The sequence below is a fragment of the Psychrobacter sp. I-STPA10 genome (genome assembly GCF_021012795.1).
Classification (GTDB): Bacteria; Pseudomonadota; Gammaproteobacteria; order Pseudomonadales; family Moraxellaceae; genus Psychrobacter.
The window spans coordinates 125,360-150,151 of the sequence record NZ_VFYU01000025.1; the positions used below are offsets into that span (position 1 = coordinate 125,360).

At 39.5% G+C, this 24,792-nt stretch carries 19 protein-coding genes and 5 tRNA genes; 1 reads left to right on the plus strand and 23 read right to left on the minus strand.

Features of this window, described 5'->3' with window-relative positions:
• Positions 1–283: 283 nt before the first annotated feature.
• The 16 genes from rpoB to FHK89_RS12395 form a co-directional block, all read right to left on the minus strand.
• Positions 284–4,396, minus strand: a complete 4,113-nt coding sequence (gene rpoB / locus FHK89_RS12320; RefSeq protein WP_230660868.1) for a DNA-directed RNA polymerase subunit beta — start codon at positions 4,394–4,396, stop codon at positions 284–286.
• A gap of 667 nt (positions 4,397–5,063) precedes the next feature.
• Positions 5,064–5,441: a 50S ribosomal protein L7/L12 gene (gene rplL, locus FHK89_RS12325; protein WP_230660871.1), complete on the minus strand. Its 378-nt coding sequence runs from the start codon at positions 5,439–5,441 to the stop codon at positions 5,064–5,066.
• Positions 5,442–5,548: 107 nt separating this feature from the next.
• Entirely contained in the window at positions 5,549–6,076 is a 528-nt protein-coding gene (gene rplJ / locus FHK89_RS12330) for a 50S ribosomal protein L10 (protein WP_230660874.1), read from the minus strand.
• 396 nt (positions 6,077–6,472) lie between these two features.
• Positions 6,473–7,174: a 50S ribosomal protein L1 gene (gene rplA / locus FHK89_RS12335; protein WP_230660876.1), complete on the minus strand. Its 702-nt coding sequence runs from the start codon at positions 7,172–7,174 to the stop codon at positions 6,473–6,475.
• The gene (gene rplK, locus FHK89_RS12340) at positions 7,175–7,606 is read right to left on the minus strand and encodes a 50S ribosomal protein L11 (protein WP_230660879.1); all 432 of its coding nucleotides are present in this window, start codon (positions 7,604–7,606) and stop codon (positions 7,175–7,177) included.
• Positions 7,607–7,719: 113 nt separating this feature from the next.
• Complete coding sequence (nusG, locus tag FHK89_RS12345) at positions 7,720–8,250, minus strand: transcription termination/antitermination protein NusG (RefSeq protein ID WP_230660883.1); 531 nt, start codon at positions 8,248–8,250, stop codon at positions 7,720–7,722.
• 107 nt (positions 8,251–8,357) lie between these two features.
• Positions 8,358–8,831: a preprotein translocase subunit SecE gene (gene secE / locus FHK89_RS12350; RefSeq protein WP_230660885.1), complete on the minus strand. Its 474-nt coding sequence runs from the start codon at positions 8,829–8,831 to the stop codon at positions 8,358–8,360.
• Between the two features lie 161 nt (positions 8,832–8,992).
• Positions 8,993–9,068 (minus strand) — tRNA-Trp (locus tag FHK89_RS12355).
• 249 nt (positions 9,069–9,317) lie between these two features.
• Entirely contained in the window at positions 9,318–10,508 is a 1,191-nt protein-coding gene (gene tuf, locus FHK89_RS12360) for an elongation factor Tu (RefSeq protein ID WP_230657875.1), read from the minus strand.
• A 456-nt stretch (positions 10,509–10,964) separates the two neighbouring features.
• Positions 10,965–11,039 (minus strand) — tRNA-Thr (locus FHK89_RS12365).
• Between the two features lie 105 nt (positions 11,040–11,144).
• Positions 11,145–11,218 (minus strand) — tRNA-Gly (locus FHK89_RS12370).
• Between the two features lie 65 nt (positions 11,219–11,283).
• Positions 11,284–11,367 (minus strand) — tRNA-Tyr (locus tag FHK89_RS12375).
• Between the two features lie 67 nt (positions 11,368–11,434).
• Positions 11,435–11,510 (minus strand) — tRNA-Thr (locus tag FHK89_RS12380).
• Positions 11,511–11,674: 164 nt separating this feature from the next.
• Positions 11,675–12,805 (minus strand): FHA domain-containing protein, encoded by a 1,131-nt coding sequence (locus tag FHK89_RS12385; RefSeq protein WP_230660887.1) that lies wholly within the window; start codon positions 12,803–12,805, stop codon positions 11,675–11,677.
• Between the two features lie 89 nt (positions 12,806–12,894).
• A complete protein-coding gene (locus FHK89_RS12390) occupies positions 12,895–13,746 on the minus strand; it encodes an RsiV family protein (RefSeq protein WP_230660889.1) in 852 nt (283 codons plus the stop codon).
• Between the two features lie 45 nt (positions 13,747–13,791).
• Positions 13,792–15,387, minus strand: a complete 1,596-nt coding sequence (locus tag FHK89_RS12395) for a peptide chain release factor 3 (RefSeq protein WP_230660891.1) — start codon at positions 15,385–15,387, stop codon at positions 13,792–13,794.
• A gap of 294 nt (positions 15,388–15,681) precedes the next feature.
• Between FHK89_RS12395 and FHK89_RS12400 the strand changes: the two genes are divergently transcribed.
• On the plus strand, positions 15,682–16,086 hold the full coding sequence (locus FHK89_RS12400) for an Ohr family peroxiredoxin (RefSeq protein ID WP_230660893.1): 405 nt from the start codon (positions 15,682–15,684) through the stop codon (positions 16,084–16,086).
• A 134-nt stretch (positions 16,087–16,220) separates the two neighbouring features.
• On the opposite strand, the gene FHK89_RS12405 is transcribed toward FHK89_RS12400, so the two are convergent.
• From FHK89_RS12405 to FHK89_RS12435, 7 genes are all read right to left on the minus strand, one after another.
• The gene (locus FHK89_RS12405) at positions 16,221–17,054 is read right to left on the minus strand and encodes a hypothetical protein (RefSeq protein ID WP_230660895.1); all 834 of its coding nucleotides are present in this window, start codon (positions 17,052–17,054) and stop codon (positions 16,221–16,223) included.
• A gap of 56 nt (positions 17,055–17,110) precedes the next feature.
• Positions 17,111–17,611 (minus strand): hypothetical protein, encoded by a 501-nt coding sequence (locus tag FHK89_RS12410; RefSeq protein WP_230660898.1) that lies wholly within the window; start codon positions 17,609–17,611, stop codon positions 17,111–17,113.
• 119 nt (positions 17,612–17,730) lie between these two features.
• Positions 17,731–18,228: a hypothetical protein gene (locus tag FHK89_RS12415; protein WP_230660900.1), complete on the minus strand. Its 498-nt coding sequence runs from the start codon at positions 18,226–18,228 to the stop codon at positions 17,731–17,733.
• A 61-nt stretch (positions 18,229–18,289) separates the two neighbouring features.
• Positions 18,290–18,796: a hypothetical protein gene (locus FHK89_RS12420; protein ID WP_230660902.1), complete on the minus strand. Its 507-nt coding sequence runs from the start codon at positions 18,794–18,796 to the stop codon at positions 18,290–18,292.
• Positions 18,797–19,254: 458 nt separating this feature from the next.
• Entirely contained in the window at positions 19,255–20,769 is a 1,515-nt protein-coding gene (locus tag FHK89_RS12425) for a hypothetical protein (protein WP_230660904.1), read from the minus strand.
• Between the two features lie 220 nt (positions 20,770–20,989).
• Positions 20,990–22,537 carry a carboxypeptidase-like regulatory domain-containing protein gene (locus tag FHK89_RS12430; protein WP_230660907.1) on the minus strand — a complete coding sequence of 516 codons (1,548 nt, stop codon included), beginning with the start codon at positions 22,535–22,537 and terminating at the stop codon, positions 20,990–20,992.
• 243 nt (positions 22,538–22,780) lie between these two features.
• Positions 22,781–24,628, minus strand: a complete 1,848-nt coding sequence (locus tag FHK89_RS12435) for a hypothetical protein (RefSeq protein WP_230660909.1) — start codon at positions 24,626–24,628, stop codon at positions 22,781–22,783.
• Positions 24,629–24,792 lie beyond the last annotated feature (164 nt).

Below are 24,792 nucleotides of genomic sequence, written 5' to 3' on the forward strand. Positions count from 1 at the left end.
TAGTATGGCTGCTAATTTTTATCTATAGATACTAACTTACTATTAAATTACTGCTAATTACATTGAGAACAGCCAGATTTAATCTATATGATATAAGTAACGCTTACCTACTCCAATTTATAAGACCAATGAAGGCTATGAATGGAATGGGGTTTGAATATATTTGCGTGTTTTCTACCCGACAATCAATACACTGGCTATAAAGATGATGTAAATTAAAGTAAGCTTTATTATGCATTCTCACTTTGCAACACATCATCTTTACTAATCAATCAGCCAATTTTTATTTGTTGTCTTTTAGCTCAATATTAATACCCAGTGATTTGATTTCTTTGGTCAATACGTTAAATGACTCAGGCATACCAGGATCCATATACTGCTCACCATCGACAATGTTTTTGTACATACGCGTACGACCTTCAACATCATCTGACTTCACAGTAAGCATCTCTTGTAAGGTATAAGTAGCACCATAAGCTTCTAATGCCCACACTTCCATCTCACCAAAACGCTGACCACCAAACTGTGCTTTACCACCGAGAGGTTGCTGAGTTACTAGTGAGTAAGATCCTGTTGAACGCGCATGCATCTTATCATCAACCAAGTGGTTAAGCTTCAGCATATACATATAGCCAACGGTTACAGGACGGTCGAATTTTTTCCCAGTACGACCATCGTATAATGTTTGCTGACCCGTTCTTGATAAGTCTGCTAACTCAAGTAAGTCTTTGATTTGGCTTTCTTTAGCACCATCAAATACAGCCGTACCCATAGGTACGCCACCACGTAGATTATTAGCAAGTGTCAAAATATCTTCATCACTTAAGCTGTCTAAATCTACTGGCTCACCACCCACTTGATTATAGATTTTATCTAAAAATTCACGTAAATCTGTCACCGCAGCTTGTGCTTTGAGCATACCATCTATTTTATCGCCCAAACCTTTGGCAGCCATACCTAAATGGGTTTCTAGTACCTGACCGATATTCATACGTGATGGTACACCCAGTGGGTTCAACACGATATCAACAGGGTTACCATGCTCATCATAAGGCATGTCTTCAACTGGCATGATACGTGATACCACCCCTTTGTTACCATGACGACCCGCCATTTTATCACCTGGCTGAATACGACGTTTTACTGCCAAATACACTTTGACAATTTTTTGTACGCCATGTGCCAATTCATCACCTGAGGTTAGCTTACGTTTTTTCTCAGCAAACTTAGTATCGATATCATCTTGTTTGTCACTTAAAAACTCAGCAATCTGTGTTAAACGCTCAGCGATTTCTTCTTCAACAGGCTGGATATCAAGCAGTGTCTCCAAGCTCATTTCTTTAAGCTCATCAAGACCTAAGACTGTGCCTGATTTTAGACCTGCTCCACCACTGATTTTTTGACCATCAAGTAGGGTTCCAATACGGCTACGGGCAGCTTCTTCAAAGATTCTAAGCTCTTCTTTTAAATCTTTGCGATAGCTGTCTAGCTGTGATTTTTCAATGGCACGCGCACGGCTGTCTTTTTCAATACCATCACGAGTAAATACTTGCACATCAATAACCGTACCTTTGGTTGAAGATGGTACACGCAGTGACGTATCTTTTACATCAGCGGCTTTCTCACCAAAGATGGCACGCAATAGTTTCTCTTCTGGCGTAAGCTGTGTTTCACCTTTTGGTGTCACCTTACCAACCAGAATATCACCTGCATCAACTTCCGCACCGATATACACAATACCTGCTTCATCTAGACTTGATAGTGCTGCTTCACCAACGTTTGGAATATCAGCGGTAATTTCTTCGGTACCTAATTTGGTATCACGAGCCACACAAGTTAATTCTTGAATATGAATGGTAGTAAAGCGATCTTCTTTTACTACACGCTCTGATAACAAAATCGAATCCTCGAAGTTGTAACCATTCCAAGGCATGAATGCCACACGCATGTTTTGACCGAGTGCCAACTCACCTAAGTCAGTTGATGGACCATCTGCCAAAATGTCACCTGAAGCAATTTCATCGCCTTGATTGACAATAATACGCTGGTTAATACAGGTATTTTGGTTTGAGCGGGTATATTTAATTAAGTTATAAATATCAATACCTGCTTCACCAGCTTGCATCTCTTCTTCATGCACACGTACCACAATACGTGAAGCGTCCACATCTTCAATGACACCACCACGTTTGGCGATCACACACACACCTGAGTCACGAGCAACGTGACGCTCCATACCTGTACCGACTAATGGCTTATCTGTACGCAAGGTTGGAACCGCCTGACGCTGCATGTTTGACCCCATCAAGGCACGGTTCGCATCATCATGCTCCAAGAATGGAATTAAGCTTGCAGCAACTGATACAACCTGACGTGGTGATACATCCATGTGAGTTACTTTCTCACTTGGCATACGTACAGATTCACCATAGCTACGTACCATCACCATATCTTCAGACAATTCACCTTGATCATTCATGGGTGAATCCGCCTGTGCAATCACTGTACCCACTTCTTCAATGGCAGATAAATATTCGATATCATCGGTTACTTTGCCATCAATAACTTTACGGTAAGGTGTTTCTAAGAAACCAAAGCTATTGGTACGCGCATAAACTGCCAACGAGTTAATCAAACCAATGTTTGGACCCTCTGGTGTCTCAATCGGACACACACGACCATAATGGGTATCATGTACGTCACGAACCTCAAAGCCTGCACGTTCACGTGTTAGACCACCAGGCCCTAATGCTGAAACACGACGCTTATGGGTAATCTCAGATAATGGGTTATTTTGATCCATAAACTGTGATAACTGGCTTGAGCCAAAGAATTCTTTAACCGCCGCTGCCACAGGTTTTGAGTTGATCAAATCTTGTGGTGATAAATTATCAGATTCAGCCGAGCTTAAACGCTCTTTGACTGCACGCTCAACACGCACTAAACCCACACGGAATTGGTTTTCTGCCATCTCACCTACCGAGCGAATACGGCGGTTACCCAAGTGGTCGATATCATCGACTTCACCACGGCCATTACGAATCTCAATCAGCTCTTTAAGCACATCAATAATGTCTTGGTTTGACAGCACACTTTGCTCACGCTGTATATTGGGATCATCAGTATTTTCAAACGGACGACCCAAACGACGGTTGAATTTCATACGGCCAACATTAGACAAATCATAGCGATCAGCATTAAAGAACATGCTTTCAAATAATTTTTCTGCGGTATCTAGCGTTGGTGGCTCACCGGGACGCATCACTTTATAAATCTCAACCAATGCTTCTTCACGGCTAGCAGTTGTATCAGCACGTAGCGTATCCGCAATGTAAGTACCATGGTCGATATCATTGGTAAATAAAATACTAAATTCTTTAAAATCATCGTCAAGAGCACTGAGCTTAACCAACAGCTCATGATCAATCAAGGTATTGGCTCGAGCAATGACTTCATCATCAACCACAATATCTTCTGCCAAAATACGCTCATACAAATATTCATCTGGCACTGCCAGTTTTTTCATACCCGCTTCTTCAATTTGGCGGATACGACGAGCGTTGATACGTTTTCCCTGCTCAACAATCACATCACCTTCTGGTGAGACAATATCAAATTGTGCCATCTCACCACGCAAGCGGTCAGGTACAAGGTCAATCTCAAATTGCTCTGCACCTTTATAAACAGATACTTTATCAAAGAAGATGTCTAAAATTTCATTGGTATCTAAACCCAGCGCACGTAAAATAATAGACGCTAATAATTTACGACGACGGTCAATACGTGCATAAACCAAATCTTTGGCATCAAACTCAAAATCTAACCATGAACCACGATAAGGAATGATACGAGCGTTATATAGCACCTTACCACTAGAATGCGACTTACCTTTATCATGGTCAAAGAAAACACCAGGAGAACGGTGCAACTGCGACACAATCACACGCTCAGTACCATTGATAATAAAGGTACCATTTTGAGTCATTAAGGGCATTTCACCCATATACACATTTTGCTCACGAATATCTTTAATTGCCGCTTTACTATTTTTATCTTTGCTATCTTTATCTTTGATAACCAAACGGATTTTTACTCGCATGGGGGCAGCAAAAGTTGAACCACGTAAGATACACTCACGCTCATCAAACTCAGGCTCACCTAAATAGTACTCAACAAATTGCAGCTCAGCATTACCAGTATGACTTTCAATTGGAAAAATTGAAGAAAATGCAGCTTGCAATCCAGTATTCTCACGACCTTTTGGCTTTTTATGCTCCTGTAAAAATTGCTCGTAAGAATCCACTTGGATTGCCAACAAATAGGGTATGTCCATGACATTGGGCAATTGGGCAAAACTTTTGCGAATTCGCTTTTTTTCAGTATAAGAGTATGCCATCGAGAGTCCTTACAGTAGACAGTCAGAATTAGAAGGTTGCAAATTTTCTAGTGACTATTAATTTATGTATATTTATTTAATTAACAGCAACCAGCAAAAAAACAACAGAAACGAAAATACGAGAACGACCTAGAAATTAGGAACCCGAGAATATATAACCTGCAATACTCAGCCAGATAACTCAATCATCAAACAACTTAAGTATTGCTCAACAAGTATTACAACACTATTAAGTAACGGGTATAACATTTACAGGCACGACAAAACGCCAAACATAGGCTATGTTTAGCTTAAAGGTAGAAAGTTAGATTTACCAAAGAAATCGTCATGTGCATGTATATTGCCTGTCCTTTAGCTTGTATGTGCTGAGCACTGTTAAATATAAAATGGTTTAATAAAGAATCATCAAATAACTGAGTACCTGTTACCTTAATCACAATAAAATAACGACGAAAAATTCAGTATTAAACATCACTGTATACAACAATTACTAGCATATACAAAAGGTCAAGTGAAGCATTATAATACAAAAAGGTCGGTAATGCAAATCATTACCGACCTTTTCTATAGCTTATATGACTGATAAATATCTAGTTCACTAAATATAAAAATATAGTTTAAATATACTTACTCAGTCAATATTATTGAATTAGACATTAAATAATGACTATTTTAATTCAACAGTTGCACCTGCTTCTTCAAGCTTTTTCTTAAGCTCTTCTGCTTCAGCTTTAGGAGCAGCTTCTTTGATTGCAGCTGGAGCGCCTTCAACCAATTCTTTTGCTTCTTTAAGACCAAGACCAGTAGCTTCACGAACAGCTTTAATAACTGCAACTTTCTTATCGCCAAAGCTAGCAAGAACAACGTCAAACTCGTCTTTTTCTTCAGCAGCAGCAGGACCACCATCAGTAGCAACAGGTGCAGCAGCAACAGCAGCAGCAGCTGTTACGCCGAATTTTTCTTCCATATCGCTAATAAGTTCAACGATGTCCATTACTGACATTTCAGCGATTGCGTTTAACACATCTTCTTTAGATAGTGCCATGAGAACTCTCCGTTATCTGATAAAATAATTTAATGTAAAGGACTTTTAAGCTGCATAATTTATCTTCTGTTTAGGCAGCAAAAATCCTAAATAGTTAAGTAAAACACTTATGCGGCGTCTTTTGCGTCTTTGACTGCTGCGACAGTGCGAACAAACTTGCCAGGTACTTCTTTCATAGTACGAGCAAGTTTGGTAACTGGTGCTTTCATGGTCGCCATCAAGATAGACAATGCTTCGTCTCTTGTTGGAAGCTTTGAGACACGCTCAAGCTCGTTAGGACCAAATAGTTCACCACCAACTGAGACCAATTTGGTTTCAAGGGCTTTGTTTTCTTTGCTAAAGTCATAAATGACTCTAGCAGCAGAACCCAAATCTTCCATTGAAAAAGCCAAAAGTAATGGACCAGTCATACTGTCTGACATGCACTCAAACTTAGTGCCTTCAAAAGCGCGTTTTGCCAGTGTATTTTTTACCACTTTCAAAACCACACCTTTTTCACGCGCACGGTTACGTAGCTCAGTCATCTGAGATACTTCCATGCCATGATATTCGGCAGCTACGGCTGAGTATGCAATCGCAGCAACTTCAGACACTTCAGCCACAACTTTTTGTTTCTGTTCTAGCGTTAATGCCATGAGTTGACTCCTTAATCTTATCAATCACATATATGATCGACTTGATACGACATATTACCCATATCAAATACCTATGGATAATGACTATTTACGGCACCATTATCAGAAATCACATCGAATGGACTTATCTTGCTATATTAAAACCATCAAAGATTTGATAGTAATAGAAAAATAAGTTTTTCTCAGGTCTTATACTGTATGGGTCACCGTCTGCGTAGGCCAATATAGATTTACATCTATTATCAATTAACAAAACTCACTAAATATACAAATAATTGTATATTAGTGAAGTTTCTACCTACGGTCTTAGACAGCGTAGCTTTTTTGTTGTCTATTAAGCGATGCTACGCTGACCTAATTTGAAAAATATGAATAAATAATCTATGTATGAATTACTTACTTAGCAACACGATGTGGTACGGGGTCGATAGAAATACCAGGACCCATGGTGCTAGATAAAGTAATTTTTTTGATATAAATACCTTTAGAAGTTGCAGGCTTAGCACGCTTAAGATCACTTAGCAGTGCTTTGGCATTTTCTACAACTTGCTCTGGAGTAAAACCAATTTGTCCAATAGTAGTATGGATAATACCTGCTTTATCTACACGATATTGTGCTTGACCAGCTTTAGTATTGGCAACAGCTTCGGCAACATTTGGTGTTACTGTACCCACTTTTGGGTTAGGCATTAGACCACGAGGACCTAAAATAGTACCCAACTGACCTACCACACGCATAGCATCAGGAGCAGCGATAACAACATCAAAGTCCATGTTACCTGCTTTGATATCTTCTGCTAGATCTTCAAAACCAACCACATCAGCACCCGCTTCTTTTGCAGCTTCAGCAGCAGCGCCTTGGGCAAATACTGCCACACGCTTAGTTTTACCAGTACCTGCAGGAAGATTGGTTGCACCACGTACAACTTGGTCAGATTTACGTGGATCTACCCCTAAGTTGATGGCGATATCAATAGATTCTTTGAATTTTGCAGGTGGCAAATTATTCAAAATCTCTACAGCTTCTTCAAGCGTATACAATTTTTCGTTCTCAACACGCTCTTTAATAACTTTTTGACGTTTGGTTAACTTAGCCATCTACACACCCTCCACGGTAATGCCCATTGAACGTGCTGTACCAGCGATGGTACGCACAGCAGCGTCCATATCAGCAGCAGTTAAATCTGCTTGCTTGGTTTGCACAATCTCTTCTAATTGAGCACGAGTCACAGTACCAACTTTGGTGGTATTTGGTGTACCAGAACCTTTTGCAATACCCGCAGCTTGACGAAGCAAGAAGGCAGCAGGTGGTGATTTCATGATAAATGTAAATGATTTATCACTAAATACAGTAATTTCAGTAGGAATCGGTAAACCTGGTTCCATATTTGAAGTTGCTGCATTGAATTCTTTACAGAATGCCATGATGTTCACACCTTTTTGACCCAAAGCAGGACCAATTGGCGGTGAAGGATTCGCTTTACCAGCGGGCACTTGTAGTTTGATGTAACCATCAATCTTTTTAGCCATGATTTACTCCTTTATGGGTAATAACGCCTATTTTTGCTTAGCAGCTATTAATCTATTATCGATCAATCTTATTTATAAGCTAAGCCAAACTCAGCTCCCCAGTGGGTGAATGTTTAGTCTAGTTTTTCAACTTTACCAAACTCTAGTTCGACCTGTGTGGGTCGATTAAATACGTTGACAGTGAGTTGTAGTTTGGATTTTTCATAATCCACTTTCTCAACTAAGCCTTTAAAGTCGGTGAAAGGTCCATCAATGACCAATACTTCTTCACCGGGCTCAAATAATGTTTTCGGACGTGGTGTTGCTTCATTTTGTTGTAAGCGGTTTAATATACGATCCGCTTCTACTTGAGTAATGGGTGCTGGATGCTCAGGCGTACCACCAATAAAACCAGTAATACGCGGACATTCATTGACAATGTGCCACGTATCATCATTCATTTCCATTTCAATGAGAACATAACCTGGAAAAAACTTACGCTCACTTTTGCGTTTTTTCCCTTCTTTCATCTCAACGACTTCTTCGGTCGGTACCAATACTTGACCAAATTTATCTGCGTGTTCGCTACGGTTGATACGTTCAGTCAATGACCGTTGAACTTGCTTTTCATAACCTGAAAATGCTTGTACTATGTACCAACGCATATCTTTCTCCAGCAATAATCCATATAACACACAAAAAGTGGCACTCATGCCACCAAGATTTTTATGCTATTTTATTCATTTAATAGTTTGTAAGCCTAGACTCATCACTAACCAATAAATAGCCCTACTAACCAATTAAATATATTATCTAGTAACCAAACAAAGACAGCAACGATGCCAATTACTAATAAAACTTGCCACGTATATTGAAATGTCTCTTGCTTGGATGGCCAAGTTACTCGGCGTAGCTCAACACTGGCATCTTTTAACAGTACTTTAAAGGCACTGCCTTGATTGGTTAAAGCCAAACATACAAAAGCAAACACAATAAGCACAACGATAATACCGATGCGCACCCACATATCATTTGCTAGCTGCCAATAAGCGGGTAGGTGCTCATTGACCAGTGTCGCAGATAACAATGCCACCAATGCTACAAGCCATAATACAATATCTTTAGTTGAGCGCGTCTTTGCAACTTCAACCGCAGTGGCATTTTTTTTATGTTTACTAAGTAGCGCATTTGCTGTCATCTTTGCCTCAGATAACTTAGTTTCGAGGTTATCTTTATTCTTGCTCATAATGAACTTGCCTTATGACTAAGATCGACCAGATGAAGTTTGCCGCTATCATATCAGATGAGGGGGGCTTATAATTAAAGCTATTAATTGATGTTTTACTATTATCTAATGCTTCAATGCTGCTGCTTAATTAATATTACTTATGATTATACTGCTTATAATGGCAGGCGATGTAGGACTCGAACCTACAACCCTCGGTTTTGGAGACCGATGCTCTACCAATTGAGCCAATCGCCTATAAGAGTTTAAGGCTGATAATTATACAAGTTTTTACTAATAATGCAAGGCTTTAGATGAATTTATTGTAATAAAAAATAGTCATAGTTATATTTAAATGCAAATAGCATGTATAAAAAAACCGCATCACCCCTATTATTGGGTGATGCGGTCTTTTTGATTAAAGTAGCTTATTTATAATATTATAATCAGCATTACTAACATAAAATCATACTAAACTATCCAAATCTTACTATTTTTACGACTGTATTAGTCTTTAACTGCTGCAACAACACCAGCACCAACAGTACGACCACCTTCACGGATAGCGAAGCGTAAGCCTTTGTCCATAGCGATTGGGTGGATTAGCTCTACGCTCATCTCTACGTTATCACCAGGCATAACCATCTCTGTACCTTCTTGTAGGCTGATGGCACCAGTTACGTCAGTAGTACGGAAGTAAAACTGTGGACGATATCCATTTAAGAATGGGGTGTGACGTCCACCTTCTTCTTTGCTTAGTACGTATACTTCTGCGTCAAATTTGGTATGTGGAGTGATTGAGCCAGGCTTAGCCAATACTTGTCCACGTTGTACGTCTTCACGCTTTGTACCACGTAACAATACGCCACAGTTCTCACCTGCACGACCTTCGTCTAGCAGTTTGCGGAACATCTCTACACCAGTACAGGTTGTTTTGCTGGTTGGTTTAATACCAACGATTTCAATTTCGTCACCAACTTTTACGATACCTGATTCAACACGTCCTGTTACTACGGTACCACGTCCTGAGATTGAGAATACGTCTTCGATAGGCATCAAGAATGGCTTGTCGATGTCACGCTCTGGCTCTGGAATGTAGGTGTCTAAAGTGTTTAGTAGTTCTAATACTGCTGGCTCACCATAAGGACCTTCGCCACCGTTTAAGGCTTCTAGGGCTGAACCTTTGATGATTGGGGTGTCATCACCTGGAAAGTCGTAGTCTGATAACAATTCACGTACTTCCATTTCTACTAGTTCTAGTAGTTCTTCGTCATCTACCATGTCACATTTGTTCATGAATACCATGATGTATGGTACACCTACCTGACGTGATAGTAGGATGTGTTCACGGGTTTGTGGCATTGGACCGTCTGTTGCTGATACAACTAAAATAGCGCCGTCCATCTGTGCTGCACCAGTAATCATGTTTTTAACATAGTCAGCGTGACCGGGACAGTCTACGTGAGCGTAGTGACGTGCTTCAGTGTCATATTCGATGTGACTGGTGTTAATGGTGATACCACGTGCTTTTTCTTCTGGGGCTGAGTCAATTGACGCGTAGTCTTTGGCTTCGCCGCCTGAAGTTTTTGCTGCTACGGTTGCAATTGCTGCTGTTAGGGTTGTTTTTCCGTGGTCAACGTGTCCAATGGTACCTACGTTAACGTGCGGCTTGTTACGTTCAAACTTGGCCTTTGCCATGATATTTCCTCTTTTATTGTGATTTTAAAATTTTGAGACTTTATTGAAATGTTAAGATACAGTTGTTTATACAATGCTTCTATAAATAAAGTTTCTATTAAAATTTAGGGGGTTTATAAGTTTACTATTATCTATCTTATGAGACAATAATATTTTGAACGTTAGATTATAATCAAAATAAGTCCATAATGATAGACCATCAACACATTCGCTTAATATTAAAATTAAGTAAGCACAAAAAGACAACACCTATGAGTGCTGCCTTAAATTAAATAATCATACAATATTGATAAGATAATTCAAACCTCTACACTCATATCAAATATTAATATTCACTTAGCATTTGTTGATAGTGTATCAATATGATTTCTTTATGATGCGTTTCTTATTTTAATTTAACACTATGGTTATTTTATTACATCATGATAAAAAAAATAAGTGATGAACATCAAAAAGTGGAGCTCATATCGAGAATTGAACTCGAGACCTCTCCCTTACCAAGGGAGTGCTCTACCGCTGAGCTATATGAGCAAAGTAAAGATTTTCTGTCTAACATCTGCCATTCTCTATATCCTATTTAATAAAATAGTTTATTAGTATAGAAAAAGGAAAGTTAGAGATAAGATAATTAATAAATGGAGCGGGTGGCGGGAATCGAACCCGCGCCATCAGCTTGGAAGGCTGAGGTTCTACCATTAAACCACACCCGCAATGCTATGTAGTTTCAGCAGCTCTAACTTGATTGGTACAGATATACCAAAAAGGTTAGAAAAAATGGTGGTGGGGGAAGGATTCGAACCTTCGAAGCTTTCGCGTCAGATTTACAGTCTGATGGGTTTGACCGCTCCCCAACCCCACCTAAGGGTTTTACTATTCATAATTAGTTTTATCAACTAACTATTGGTCAAATATATTACTTCAAAGCATGGTGCCGACTGCCGGGATCGAACTGGCGACCTACTGATTACAAGTCAGTTGCTCTACCAACTGAGCTAAGTCGGCGTGTTGCTTCAAAGTGGGGAGTATTCTAACAAATATATTTTAAAACACAACCCCTTTTTTCATTTTTTTTGCTTTTTATTGCAAATAAAGGCAAATTTTTACAATTTAGCTCAAATATGATGCCTGATCACTACGCTACTTTTTTTTAACGGCACATTTTTTAACTATGCTGTCTGCCCACCTGACATCATCCAAATGCCAATAGCGATGATAATAATCAATAAAAACACCCAAATAAACCAACCACCACTCGCCTTTTTGTTATCTCGTTGCTCAGGATGAGTCGCAGGGTTTGTGGCAGCTTGATCAATAGCTTTATTATCATTCGTACCAATATCATTATTTTCAGCAGGTGCAAATTGTCCCGTAGCCGCTTGCTTAGCACGCAGCACATCTGGATCTGCTTCTTGCTGTAGTGTGGTCTGAGTGGTTTTATCTTCTGTAGGCTTCTCAATTTGAGCTGTCTCATTGCTCTCTACATTACCTACGCTACTTCCACTCTGTTTATCAAAGTTGTTTTCTAAACTTGTATCTAATGGATTGACAGGTGCTTCTATTTTGGTATTAGCCGCTTGTGGATTTTGCTCTGTAGATGTGATGGATTCACTGTCTATATTTTTTGCTGCTGTATCCTTGTCTTGTTTTTGCGATATCGTATCTTGCGTGGCTTCCACCTGTATATCCGTTGTTGGTTGAGCGGCAGATGGTTCTTGCAAGTCTGATACTTCTGGTTTGATTTCATCAACAATTGGATTTACAGGTGTTACTGGTTTGTCACTTGAAACAGTAGGTTGAGGTTGTGCTGTTGTATCTACATCCGTTACGGTAGGCTTGCTGTCATCAGTACTGACTTTAGTAGTATGAATGTCATCATCTGCTTTGGTATTAGTATCCATGACCTGTGTATCCGCTACTTGCGGTTTTGTATCATCAGCATCTGGCTTAGATGTGGTTGTCTTTGCTGCTACTGTCGGCTTTTTCGCCTGAAATTGAAAGTTTGCAAATGCCACCATATCATCCGCTTTGATATTGGTTGATTTATGTGCAGTCAATGCCACATCATTGATGTAAGTACCATTTGATGATGCTAAATCTTTAATATAAAGCTGCCCGTTAACCACATAAAGCTTTGCATGTTCACGAGAGACTTGTTTACTGCCTAGAACCAAATCATTATCACTCCCACGACCCACAGTTAAACTATCATTGATGGTTAATGATAAATCACCTAATGCTTCACTCACGGCATTTAACTGCCACTGTGAGTTATTTTTATCACTGAGCTTATTTATCACAATCTTTCTCCTAATTTCTAATAGGCTGCATTAATTTGTCAATAATGAATGTATTCATTCTTAGATTTAAAATCTAGTTAAGTCATATGTCATTTACTATTTGGTATATAGCGTGGGTCGATGATACCGCTAAGCTGCTCATAAGAAATACTCAATGTTGGCATACCATAGGCATATGCTGCGATGTCATAAGGCTGATAAAGAAGCTCAATACCCTTGTCTGTAAAGGTAATGTTGTCACTTAAAAAAAACTTCCAGCTTTGCTCATAGCTTTGAACATCTTGCTCTATGTTATCTTTCACCCATTGTTTGTAGGCATTGTATGCTAGCTTTTCAAATTGCTTTTTTTGATTGGCAAGTAAGATATTATCTAGGGTTAATTGCTGCTGAGTCTTGCTATCAAAGATAAAATTTTCTCTATAGGGCATACCATGAGCACCGCCTGTGTAAATATAAGAGTCAATGGCAAGTAGTTCAAAGTCATTGATATGCCCCATATAATCTGGGCTAACTTCTAGGCTATAAGCTAACGTTGTATCTTCTGGCTGGTCTGCAATAAAGGCATCAAGAGCTTGTTTAACAGTCAAATTTTTGGGTAGATTTTCTATAAACGAACTGGCACTACCAATGGTGATTTTATCAATTTGCTGATTGATAATTGTATTGATCCATGTTTGATTGCTATCTAAATATCGCACGTCTATGGTTGGGCAATTATCAAGCTGGTAGCAACTATCAGTCACTTTTTTGGGTATTTGATAGTCCAGATAGTCGATACCATTTAAAAAGCTGTTATTCTTGCTACTACTAGCAGTAGTAGTAGGCTGGGCACAAGCTGATATAGTTAAACCAGCAGTGATTGTCAATGTAGCAACCATTAGCAGCCGCTTAATGGCAGATTGGCTTGTTGTTTTTTGATGGGTAATGATTTTGCTAAACATATACTTTCCTATTATTTGGCTATTATTTATATTTAGCTATTGCTATCAATGCTCACGAGTGTTGCTAAAAGTGACCTCAGGATAACGCTCTTGCATTAACTGTAGATTCACCCGTGATGGCGCAAGATAGGTAAGATAACCACCCCCATCTAGTGATAATTGGTCATGTGCTTTTTTCTTAAACTTAGCCAATGCCACTTCATCATCACAGTGTATCCAGCGCACCGTAGCAATAGAAACTGGTTCAAAACTACACTGCACTTTATATTCTTCTTTCAGGCGGTGTGCCACCACTTCAAACTGCAATACCCCCACTGCGCCCAAAATTAAATCATTATTAATCTGTGGCATAAATACTTGGGTTGCCCCCTCTTCACTTAGCTGCTGCAAGCCTTTTTGTAAGGCTTTGGATTTAAGTGGATCTTTTAATACCACCCGCCGAAATAGCTCAGGCGCAAAATGTGGAATGCCGGTGAAATTCAGCGTTTCACCTTCGGTAAAACTATCACCGATACTAATCGTACCGTGATTGTGCAAACCAATAATATCGCCTGGATACGCCTCTTCTAACGCCTCACGGTCACCTGCCAAAAATGTCAGCGCATCAGAGATACGCACTTCTTTGCCAAGGCGCACATGGTTGAGTTTCATGCCTTTTTCGTATTTACCTGAGCAGACACGCAAAAAGGCAATGCGGTCACGGTGGCGTGGATCCATATTTGCCTGAATTTTAAACACAAAGCCACTAAAATCTGGCTCTTGTGCCAATACTTGCCGCTCCTCAGTGGGATGATCTTTGGGTGGCGGTGCATATTGCACTAAGGTATCAAGCACCATATTGATGCCAAAGTTACCCAATGCAGTACCAAATAACACTGGCGTCATCTCGCCTTTTAAAAAAGCATCAACTTCAAAATCTTCCAATGCCATTTGTACCAGTTCAAGAGACTCCTCAAATGCAGCAAAAGCCAAATTTCCTAAGCGTTCACGTACATCAGGGTAATCATAGCCATCTCGTGTTTCAATTTCGGTAATCTCACCACCATGACCTTTTTGATAAAAATACGTCTTATCTTCGGTGAGATGATAGACACCAACAAAGTCCTGCCCCATACCAACAGGCCATGTAAGCGGTACACACTTAATGCCAAGTACGGTTTCAATTTCATCGAGCAGCTCTAGGGGATCACGAATCTGACGATCAAGCTTGTTGACAAAAGAGATGATCGGTGTGTCACGCATACGACACACTTCCATCAACTTGATGGTACGTGCCTCCACCCCTTTTGCCCCATCAATCACCATTAACGCACTATCCACTGCGGTTAACGTACGGTAGGTGTCTTCACTAAAGTCAGCGTGACCTGGGGTGTCTAATAGGTTTACGATATGCTCTTTATATGGAAACTGCATCACGGAGGTGGTAATAGAAATTCCTCGCTCTTGCTCCATACTCATCCAATCTGAAGTAGCATGCCGATCTGATTTACGGCTTTTGACTTCCCCTGCTACTTGAATGGCTTGTCCCCAAAGCAGCAGCTTTTCGGTCATGGTGGTTTTACCCGCATCGGGGTGGGAGATGATGGCAAAGGTACGACGTTTGGCGACTTCTGTGGCTAATACTTTAGGATCTACACTCATGATTTATGGCTTCAACTTAAACAATATAGAGAAAAATAATGCACATATTGTAGCGGATTTAAGTCAATTTTGCTGAGTTATTACACCATGACTCAATCCTTGACGAATAAATATATAACGCTTAATTTGACTTATAAAACTTTACATCGCTGCTATTGAACTGCACATTTTTTTTGTTAAGCTATTTGTGGTTTTACTCATTTATAACTTAAAGATAGAACCAAAGTAATGACACACTGATTTATTTTTTCTTAAAAAACTTTCAATACTACGACTATAAATTAAGGAATAACGATGAAAACAATATATTCAACACAATCTACGGTGACAGGTGGTCGCTCTGGTACAGCTACGGTAAATGATAGTGAACTAACCATCAATATGGGCTCAGATAAAGACAGCAATAATCCTGAGCAGCTTTTTGCCATGGGTTATGGTGCTTGTTTTGGTGGGGCATTAGGGGTAGTCAAAAAGAGTGAAAATGCTCAGTTTGATGATACCATACAAGTGACCATCGACTTGCTACAAGGTGAGGGGCATGACTATAAACTGGGGGCAAAAATTCATGTGGTCGCCAAAAATACTGACTTATCTGCCGATGAAGTACAAAAACTGGTCGAAAAAGCACACGAAGTTTGCCCTTATTCTAAAGCGACCCGTGGCAATATTGAAGTTGAAGTGACTTCTGAAATTCAATAGAACAAATGCTTGCAAAACATACTGTTTTTGAAATTTAAAAACTGCCAAATCTAATAGAGAGGATTTGGCGGTTTTTTATTGCATACAATATAATAGATACTTTTTAGAATACCACCAATAATATAAACAAGCCTTTACTTCGGCAACTGTATCACTTTTTCATATTTTGGTTGGTTGCTTTCATCTATCTCACCATTTTCATCGGTCTCTAACAAGTAATATGGGATTTCAAACTCTGCTGTTAAACGGTTATTTGATAGCCATTTTACATTACTAATATAAGCCTCTTCTGGAATACCTGCAAATTTCTCCCTATTAAATACCTGTTTTACCCCTTTTATTGGGTCAAAGCGATAGATACGTAACTCCCTGCTCCCTGACATTGATGACCCTGGATACATGGCAACGTATTTGCCATCGGGTGAGTAACTGGTTTCACTAAGCCAAATCTCATTTAATAGCATGCCTTTGATGTTAAAGATACGCATGTAACCACACATCGTACCACAGCCATAGGTCAATACTACCAAGTTATTGCCCGTCCAACGCAAATCTCCTGCATATTCTGGCTTAAACTCTGATATTCGGCGGTTATTTTTTAGGTCATAGACAACAATTTTGTTGGGGGGATAGTCATAGTGGGAAAACATGGCATATCGTCCATCATCTGATACCAGCCAATCGCCCACTTCGGTAGTGATATGATGAGGGTGTTTGAATTGGCTGATGTTTTGTTCGACCAATCTGCCATTTTTATAACTTTTTACATAGACTTGTTCAATTTTGGGGTTATTTTTATCAGGCTTAACAACCACATCTATTTTTGATTGGGCAGCCATGGCAGATGATATGCCAAAAGGCAGTGCTAAAGACAATGCTAAAGCTAAGGGCAATGTTAATTTCAATGTGTCTAACTGTGTTAACCAGTGATTATTTTTTGTAGTTTGGTGAGTTTTCATCCTATTCATTGTGTACTCCTGTTTATTATTTCTGATTAGTCATAGCATTTATGGTTGAGTTACCATCATTCTGGGCAGAAATTTTTTGTCCAGTTTCCTCCACGAGTACATTGCGTCTGGGTACGATGGCTAACAAATTTCCAGTAGAGGTTACCTTGTTTGTCTTTTTGCTCAATAAAGGCAATACGGAAACGCGCACCTGTTTGTAGACGATCATTTTTTGGGTAGTCAGTGAAAACGACCACGCCAATGTCTGGTTTTGACTTTGCTTGTGGATAGATAAATATATTAGCAATATCGATGTGTTTACCCCGTTCCATATCCGTAGTTATACCCGGCTCTTCCTCCAAATATTTCTGCACATTATCAGCACATACCAGTAGTCTTTCATAACAGTGTTCGATAGATTTTGGAAATATTGATTCTCCTGATTCTACATTTGCATAAAAATTATTGGGGTTTGCTGCTTGCTGACGGCTGATACCATCAGAGTCAGCAAGGGCTTGTGAACTGATAGCAAGAGAGCCAAGCAAGATGGCAGCCGTTGTCATTGATTTTATTGTCATATAAGTTATCCTTATCTAATTATTCAATACAAATGTTATCTTATAAACTTTATATTACCTTTTAAATACTACCTCTGATTGGTAACAGCATCCATAATTTAGTTACCATCATGACACGATTACACGCACGATTTTTTTGACCAGCCTTCGCTACCACGAAGACAATACACCTGATAACGCTGGCTAACAAATTTCCAGTAGGGCTTGCCCTGTGTGTTTTTTTGCTGGGTAAAGGCGATACGATAACGCTCACCTCCCACTGAGTCATCGCCATCATCACCGTAAGGCTGCTCGGTGATAATTACCACACCAACGTCTGGTTTTGACTTTGCTTGTGGATAGATAAATATTTCAGCCGTGCCGATATTTTTACCCAGATCTCTATCTTGATCTTGACCTGAATGCCCATAATTCAGCACCCGTTCAGCACATACCAACAGATTTGCAGAACAGTGGCTGATAGATTTTGGTACATCATTTGCATTCCTGTATTCACCGAAATTATTAGGGTTTGCTGCTTGTTGACGGCTGATACTATCAGAGTCAGCAAGGGCTTGTGGACTGATGACAAGAGAGCCAAGCAAGATGACAGCCGTTACCATTGATTTTATTGTCATACGAGTTATCCTTATATAAGTCTAAAATTCAGTTTAAAGATTACCTCAGAACGGGCACATATTATGGGCACAGTCTCTTTGACCAGCTCCCATCACTACCAGGACGAGCACATTGCCACTGCTGACGATGGCTGATAAATTTCCAGTAGGGGTTGCCTTGTCTATTTGTTTGCTCAACAAAGGCAAGGCGATAACGAGTGGCTGACACTGAGTCATCACCACCTTCTTCACCGTATGGCTCCTCGGTGATGACCACCACGCCAATATCTGGTTTTGACTGTGCTTGTGGATAGATGAATACCTGGGCCATGCTAATATATTTACCCAACTGGACATCAGAATCCATTCCTGACCACTCATCACTTAGCACTCGTACGGCACATGACAATAAGGTGCCAGAACAGTGACTAATAGATTTTGGTAGCTCTTTTGTGTTTGTATTTGCAGAAAAGTTATTAGGATTTGCTGCTTGCTGACGGCTGATACCATTAGATTGGGCAAGGGCTTGCTGACTCATGACAAAAGAGCCAAGCAAGATAAAAGTAGTTGCCATTGATTTTATTGTCATACGAGTTATCCTTATTAAGTTAAGTCTAAACATTGCCTTGCTTTTTAAACATTACCTACTTTGCTTTGTATTTGGCGGAACTGTTCTGATACCTCATTTAGTTGATTTTCCCACTCTCTACTTGGACTCTATCCTTCGATGGTCTAAAAATATACTTGCATTAAGTAAGCAATGGCAAAGGGATTAAATAAGGTGACTTTGATACTCCATGCCAACAAAAAAACCAAGATAAGAGTCATGATTGTTAGGCTACTGGGCAACAGATATACCATTATGGCAGCAGGTATTAACATAAATAAAAACACCACAAAACTTAATATCTAGAACTTAAGATCTAGATAGTCACTGTCAGTCATAGGGCATTTTTTAGCATAATACCTAAAGATTGGCTAATACTAAAATCCCACATAAAAATAGTCACCATAATCCATAATATTATAAAAAATCAGTCTGCCTGATCATTCACCATCACTACTGCTGACCATGCCGTCACCATCAAACATGTTGTTGATTTCTCCCCAGTTGGTTGGGACAATGCCTTGGATGCTGTACTTGGTGACGGTGTCTATAACGCCATCGCCATCTTTATCTGTTTGAGAATGAACTAGATTATTATGACGGTCATATTCATTAATGGTTTTGGTCTTTCTACCAGCTTCTTCAGTTTGCTGCCCAATTAGGTTATTACGGCTGTCATATTGGTAGGTGAAACGATAGTTAAGGTCATCTTTGGAGCGGTTTGTCTGTTGTAGCAGCTTACCTTGCTCATTGTATTGCCACACTTCATACATATCGACTTCACCGCTGTCATCAAACTCAGTCTCTTGACGGATTTTATTGCCATCACTATTATATTGATAACGAATACGTAAGCCTTTGATACCATTGCCATTTGAATCTTTTTCATAGAAAATAGGCTGCGCATTTGCACCTGCATTATCAGCATACTGCCATGACTCAACTAAGGTCACCTCACCATCACCGTTTGCTTCTTCTTCGTGATAAGTAATATTGCCATGATTATCATAGTGCCATCTTTGTTTATGGTCTATTTTGCCATCACCATCATAGTCAGTGGTTTCTAAAATTGGCTGTCCAGTGGTGTTGTATTGCCACGTCTTACGAGTGTCAATCTCACCATCATCATTATTATCTTCAGTAAATTGTATTTTGTTGCCATGATTGTCATAGTTCCATGATTTGGTTAAATAAGATGTGCGTATACCATCTTCATCTGGATAATAATATTTATGCTGATAAAAAATGGGTTTGCTATGATCGTTATATTGCCAATTACTGGTCTCTGATATTTTGCCATTTATGCTTACTTGTTCAGCAGTGAGGTTGTCATTACTGTCATATTGGTTGACATAGCGACAGTTGACACAGTCTGCAAATTCACCTTCAAAATTGATATATCTTAGGATTTGATTACCTCGATGGTCATACACTGTATACTCATAATTATCAGAGCTACTTTCAAACCCATCATCAGAGTCACCTCCAGAATCCAAGTTGTCTAAAATTCTAATCATTTTGCCATCAGCATTGTAACCATAGACCATATTGCTTACCGTGCCTTCATTATTATCACGATAAAGCATGGTGACAATGCCGACTATGCGCTCGCTGTTGTTAGGATCATTCGGATCAACATCACAAATATCACCGACACCATCACCATCGCTGTCTTTTTGCTCGGTGTTGGTAATGGTTGGGCAGTTGTCTTCACTGTCCATGATGCTGTCTGCATCACTATCCATGCTATTGTCCATGCCATTATTTATACCACTATCATTACTGGCTACGTTGGTGATTTGCTGGTTGGTATTAGTGCTACTATTGGCAAAGCTGTTATCAGAGTCATTATGCCCATTGCTATTACTACAGGCACTCACAGTTGATAGGATGGATAAGGGTAAAAAGGTCGTTAATAAAGAGACCACTGCCCAATTAAGAGGCGTGCGCTGCATGGGCGTATCTCCTTATTTATGATTCATTTGAGTATTGATTAATTACTAGTTATAATGATTGTAATTTTTGGATAAAGTGTGCCATCAATTGAATTGATGGCACACTTTAACAATAAACTTATTTTTCTAACCATTGACTATGATTGCTCTACTGCAATTCACCGCATAGGTTGATATATTGATATTTATCTACTTAAGATAAGTATTGAGCTATAAAACTCTAATACCGCAATTGACCTAGTAGATTGATAAATTCAAAGTCGTCATAACCATCACTATTCTCCACTGCCTTAATGGTGACATAAATATCTTGATTGGCGGGCAACTTATCTACTTCAAAGCAGTTGTATAAGGTGGTGTAGCTACCATCAGCAGCTGAATCATCAGTCGTCTGTATAGCCAACTGATGTTTTGCTTCTTTATCTGTACTTAAGATGACTTTGTTACGCAGTTGCACGCCTTTAAATTCACCCATTAGGCACAGCTCATAATAATCGCCCTGTTGTGCAGTATTGAGGCGAGTCACTCCTTGCCATTGTGTACCTTGTGCATTGGCATATTGGAACTGTGAGTTTTCTGAACCTGTATAACTTGAATCACCCAAATGCACGACATTGAGCGAGTTAGGTATGGCAACATAGCCTTCGTCAATATCCTCTGCAAGAACATCAGAATAGGTGATCTTAGGTATGTTATTTATGCTACTAAAGATGACGGTAGCAGGTCTATAACCCTGTCTGGTTGCCACTCCTGCAAAGTATGTCGGATATTTGATATCTTTGGGCAGATGTAAGATGTATTGACCATTCTTCCCTGTGACCGTACTGTACTCGACCCCATCAAGTACCACACTTACTTTAAAGCCTTCTATACCCGCACCGCCATTGCCGACTGATATCATACCTGCAAGATTGTAGGTGTTAGCATTGTTATCATGACTATTTTTGAGTACACCACGCACGTTAACAAATTCAAAGTCGTCATAATCGCCTTGACTATAGACAGACTTAATACTCAAAGTCAGCTCTTCATTGGCTTTAAACTCGTCAATACTGACGCAGTTTTCAAGCTCACTATAGCCACCCAATGGGTCAGTATCTGAAGTAATACTGACTTTGTTCACTGTACCATTGCTTACTATGATTTCATTGGGGCGTTGTATGCCTTTATAGCTGCCTTGAATACATAATTGATTGTATTTGGCTTTTTGGGCAGCACTTAGTTTGGCAGTGGCTGACCACTGTTTACCATGCGCATTTAAGTATTGAAATTGCGAGTTCTCTGAACCAGTATAGTTTGAGTCACCCAAATGATGCACTTGCAATGAGGCAGGGAATAAGATATCAAAGTCTTCTACTACACGAATAGGAGCAGATTTGGTTTTGATTGTTGGTTGATTGTTAGTCGAAGTAAAGACGATCGTGGTCGGTACATAGTCTTGTTTGGTCACCACACCTGCAAAATGCTTTGGATATTTATATTGCTTAGGTAAATAGAGTGTATAACTCCCATCTGCTTTTGTGGTCTCATTATATTCTCTGTCCATCACGAGCTGAACATTAGCACCAGCAAGTCCGTTGCCATTGCTATCAACTACTGTCCCTTTTATTGCCCAAGTATTCTTAGGTTGGACTGGTATAACTGGTATGATCTCTTTTTCACCGCCGCCATCACCACCACCTCCACAAGCGGTCAATGCCATCGCAGATAAAATACTAACAACTGCTAATGTTAGGCGATTTGGTTTGTTAATCAATAAATCTGCCATTTTTTATCTCCTTGTGTGTTGTTACTTTTGTGTTATCAAGCTTTATTGGTGAATATTTCCTTATTGTTTAGTAACTATTAATCTAGCAAACACAGCGACAAAAAAAATCACCCATATGGGTGACTTTTTTTTAAATTACAATTTGATACATTTTAGGTTTAACCACCAATCACAAGATAATAATTAGGCTATTATCTTGCTGTGGTAGCAAACTAAGATACAAACTATTCTGTACTCAAATTATTAAATACCCACATTCGGGTCACCAAAGCTATGACCACCCAAATTACTTACGTTTTCACAATGGCAGTAGATACCTTCGCCTTTATCAAGTGAACTATTATCAGATGAGGTATTACCTGCAGTGGTGATGTTTTTGATGGTTAGGGTATTGGTTTTACCACCGACATAATATAAACCACCACCTTCAAGTCTCACTTTGTTATTTTTAAAGGTAACGGTATCTAAATTGGCATTTTGTGATCTCACAAAAATACCACCACCCCAACGACTGCTGTTATTGATAAAGTTGGTGTTTTTTACTTCAACACCAGAGCCAAAGACATACAAACCACCACCTTCACTTACGTCATTGGTGGTTTTGTTACCTTCAAAGGTGCTGTTACTAATCACTGCCGATTTATAGCTATCATTTAATGACACGGCACCACCACTTATTCTAGTAGTGTTGTTTTTAAAGGTGATGTTATCTAAATTAAAGGTATATTTGTCTTGAGTCGCTGTACCAGCATCAATCGCCCCACCATTACTCTCACTATCCTTCTCTGTACCACCTGTGGCTTTGTTACCTATAAAGCTAGAATCTTTGATACTTAAGTTGCCTTGAGAGATCCTAATCGCCCCACCACCAGCATTAACATATTTCTGGGCTTGGTTATTGGTAAATTTGCTATCAGTGATATTTAGGGTATTACCATCATCGAGATAGATTGCCCCACCATCACCATTGGTTGATATATTGCCATCAAAGGTGCTGTCTTTGACAGTGACGATGTAGTTTGGTTGTTTATACAAATCAGAGTTAATCATGATTGCCCCACCCAATGTACTTTTATCAGCACTACTTAGCCCTACTACGTTGTTACTAAACGTGCTGTTGGTGATGGTGGCATTGCCAGCTTTGGTGCTGTCCGCTTTGGTCAGCCCATAATTTAGGTCAAGGAATATTGCCCCACCCCAGCTAGCACTGCCATCGCTTTTGTTGATGACACGACCGCCCATGTTGTTGCTAAAGGTGGCATTATTGATGTCAATCTTACGCCCTAAATGAGCGATTGCCCCACCATAACAGTGTTCATGTGACGCTGTGGAAGCACAGACATTATTTTCAAATTTAACGCCATCAATATATAAGGTGGTGGCATCTTTATTATAAATCGCCCCACCACTAAAGGCAGTATTGCCCATTATTTCGCCACCAGTAATACTAATACTACTGTCTTGAGCAAAGATAGCACCACCTTGATATTGGTTGGCGTCATTATTTAATAGTTTGACGTTATTTAGGTTGATCTGACCTTGTTTGACATGGATTGCCGCACCTGCTTTATATAAGTCATTAGAAGGAATGCTGGCATTTTGTAATACCAAGTTATTTAAATCAACACTGCTATCTTGAATGTTAAATAGTCGGGTTTTGCCATTACCATCAATTTTGATATCATCGCCTCGACCTTCAATGGTTATGATGGTTCGACCCTGTACGATGTCGATTTGATTTTTTAGGGTAATAGTACCTTTTAGGTCATTTTTAAAGGTGATAGTGCCACCATTATTTTTGGCATATGCCACTGCCTCACGTAATGAATTAACGTCATCTTTGGCATTGACTACGTCATTTAAGGTGGTGACCACCAGTTCATTGATGACTGGCTGGGTGGGGGTTGGATTCGGGTTGTTACCACCGCCATTGTTTCCACCATTACCACTACCATTATTACCACTATTACTTGGAGTGTCGCTACCACCGCCACCACCACCACAGGCGGTAAGTGCCATTGCTGATAATAGTGAAATAACTGCCAATGTTAGGCGATTTAATTTCCGCTTGTTATGCTGTGTGTATTTCATTTTTCTATCTCCTTGTGAGGGCTCTTTGTCAAGTTTTTACGCTTTTTATCTGCACGTTTCCTTACTCTTTCATTTATGTCCTGACTTTATTAATCTAGCAAACACAGCAACAAAAAAAATCACCCATTTGGGTGACTTTTTTAAAAATTACAACTTAATATATT

Bases quoted from the DNA above. Each gene is read 5' to 3' on its own strand.
- rpoB (WP_230660868.1), bottom strand. From the start codon at position 4,396: ATGGCATACTCTTATACTGAAAAAAAGCGAATTCGCAAAAGTTTTGCC.
- rplL (WP_230660871.1), bottom strand. From the start codon at position 5,441: ATGGCACTATCTAAAGAAGATGTGTTAAACGCAATCGCTGAAATGTCA.
- rplJ (WP_230660874.1), bottom strand. From the start codon at position 6,076: ATGGCATTAACGCTAGAACAGAAACAAAAAGTTGTGGCTGAAGTGTCT.
- rplA (WP_230660876.1), bottom strand. From the start codon at position 7,174: ATGGCTAAGTTAACCAAACGTCAAAAAGTTATTAAAGAGCGTGTTGAG.
- rplK (WP_230660879.1), bottom strand. From the start codon at position 7,606: ATGGCTAAAAAGATTGATGGTTACATCAAACTACAAGTGCCCGCTGGT.
- nusG (WP_230660883.1), bottom strand. From the start codon at position 8,250: ATGCGTTGGTACATAGTACAAGCATTTTCAGGTTATGAAAAGCAAGTT.
- secE (WP_230660885.1), bottom strand. From the start codon at position 8,831: ATGAGCAAGAATAAAGATAACCTCGAAACTAAGTTATCTGAGGCAAAG.
- tuf (WP_230657875.1), bottom strand. From the start codon at position 10,508: ATGGCAAAGGCCAAGTTTGAACGTAACAAGCCGCACGTTAACGTAGGT.
- FHK89_RS12390 (WP_230660889.1), bottom strand. From the start codon at position 13,746: ATGTTTAGCAAAATCATTACCCATCAAAAAACAACAAGCCAATCTGCC.
- FHK89_RS12395 (WP_230660891.1), bottom strand. From the start codon at position 15,387: ATGAGTGTAGATCCTAAAGTATTAGCCACAGAAGTCGCCAAACGTCGT.
- FHK89_RS12400 (WP_230660893.1), top strand. From the start codon at position 15,682: ATGAAAACAATATATTCAACACAATCTACGGTGACAGGTGGTCGCTCT.
- FHK89_RS12405 (WP_230660895.1), bottom strand. From the start codon at position 17,054: ATGAATAGGATGAAAACTCACCAAACTACAAAAAATAATCACTGGTTA.
- FHK89_RS12410 (WP_230660898.1), bottom strand. From the start codon at position 17,611: ATGACAATAAAATCAATGACAACGGCTGCCATCTTGCTTGGCTCTCTT.
- FHK89_RS12415 (WP_230660900.1), bottom strand. From the start codon at position 18,228: ATGACAATAAAATCAATGGTAACGGCTGTCATCTTGCTTGGCTCTCTT.
- FHK89_RS12420 (WP_230660902.1), bottom strand. From the start codon at position 18,796: ATGACAATAAAATCAATGGCAACTACTTTTATCTTGCTTGGCTCTTTT.
- FHK89_RS12425 (WP_230660904.1), bottom strand. From the start codon at position 20,769: ATGCAGCGCACGCCTCTTAATTGGGCAGTGGTCTCTTTATTAACGACC.
- FHK89_RS12430 (WP_230660907.1), bottom strand. From the start codon at position 22,537: ATGGCAGATTTATTGATTAACAAACCAAATCGCCTAACATTAGCAGTT.
- FHK89_RS12435 (WP_230660909.1), bottom strand. From the start codon at position 24,628: ATGAAATACACACAGCATAACAAGCGGAAATTAAATCGCCTAACATTG.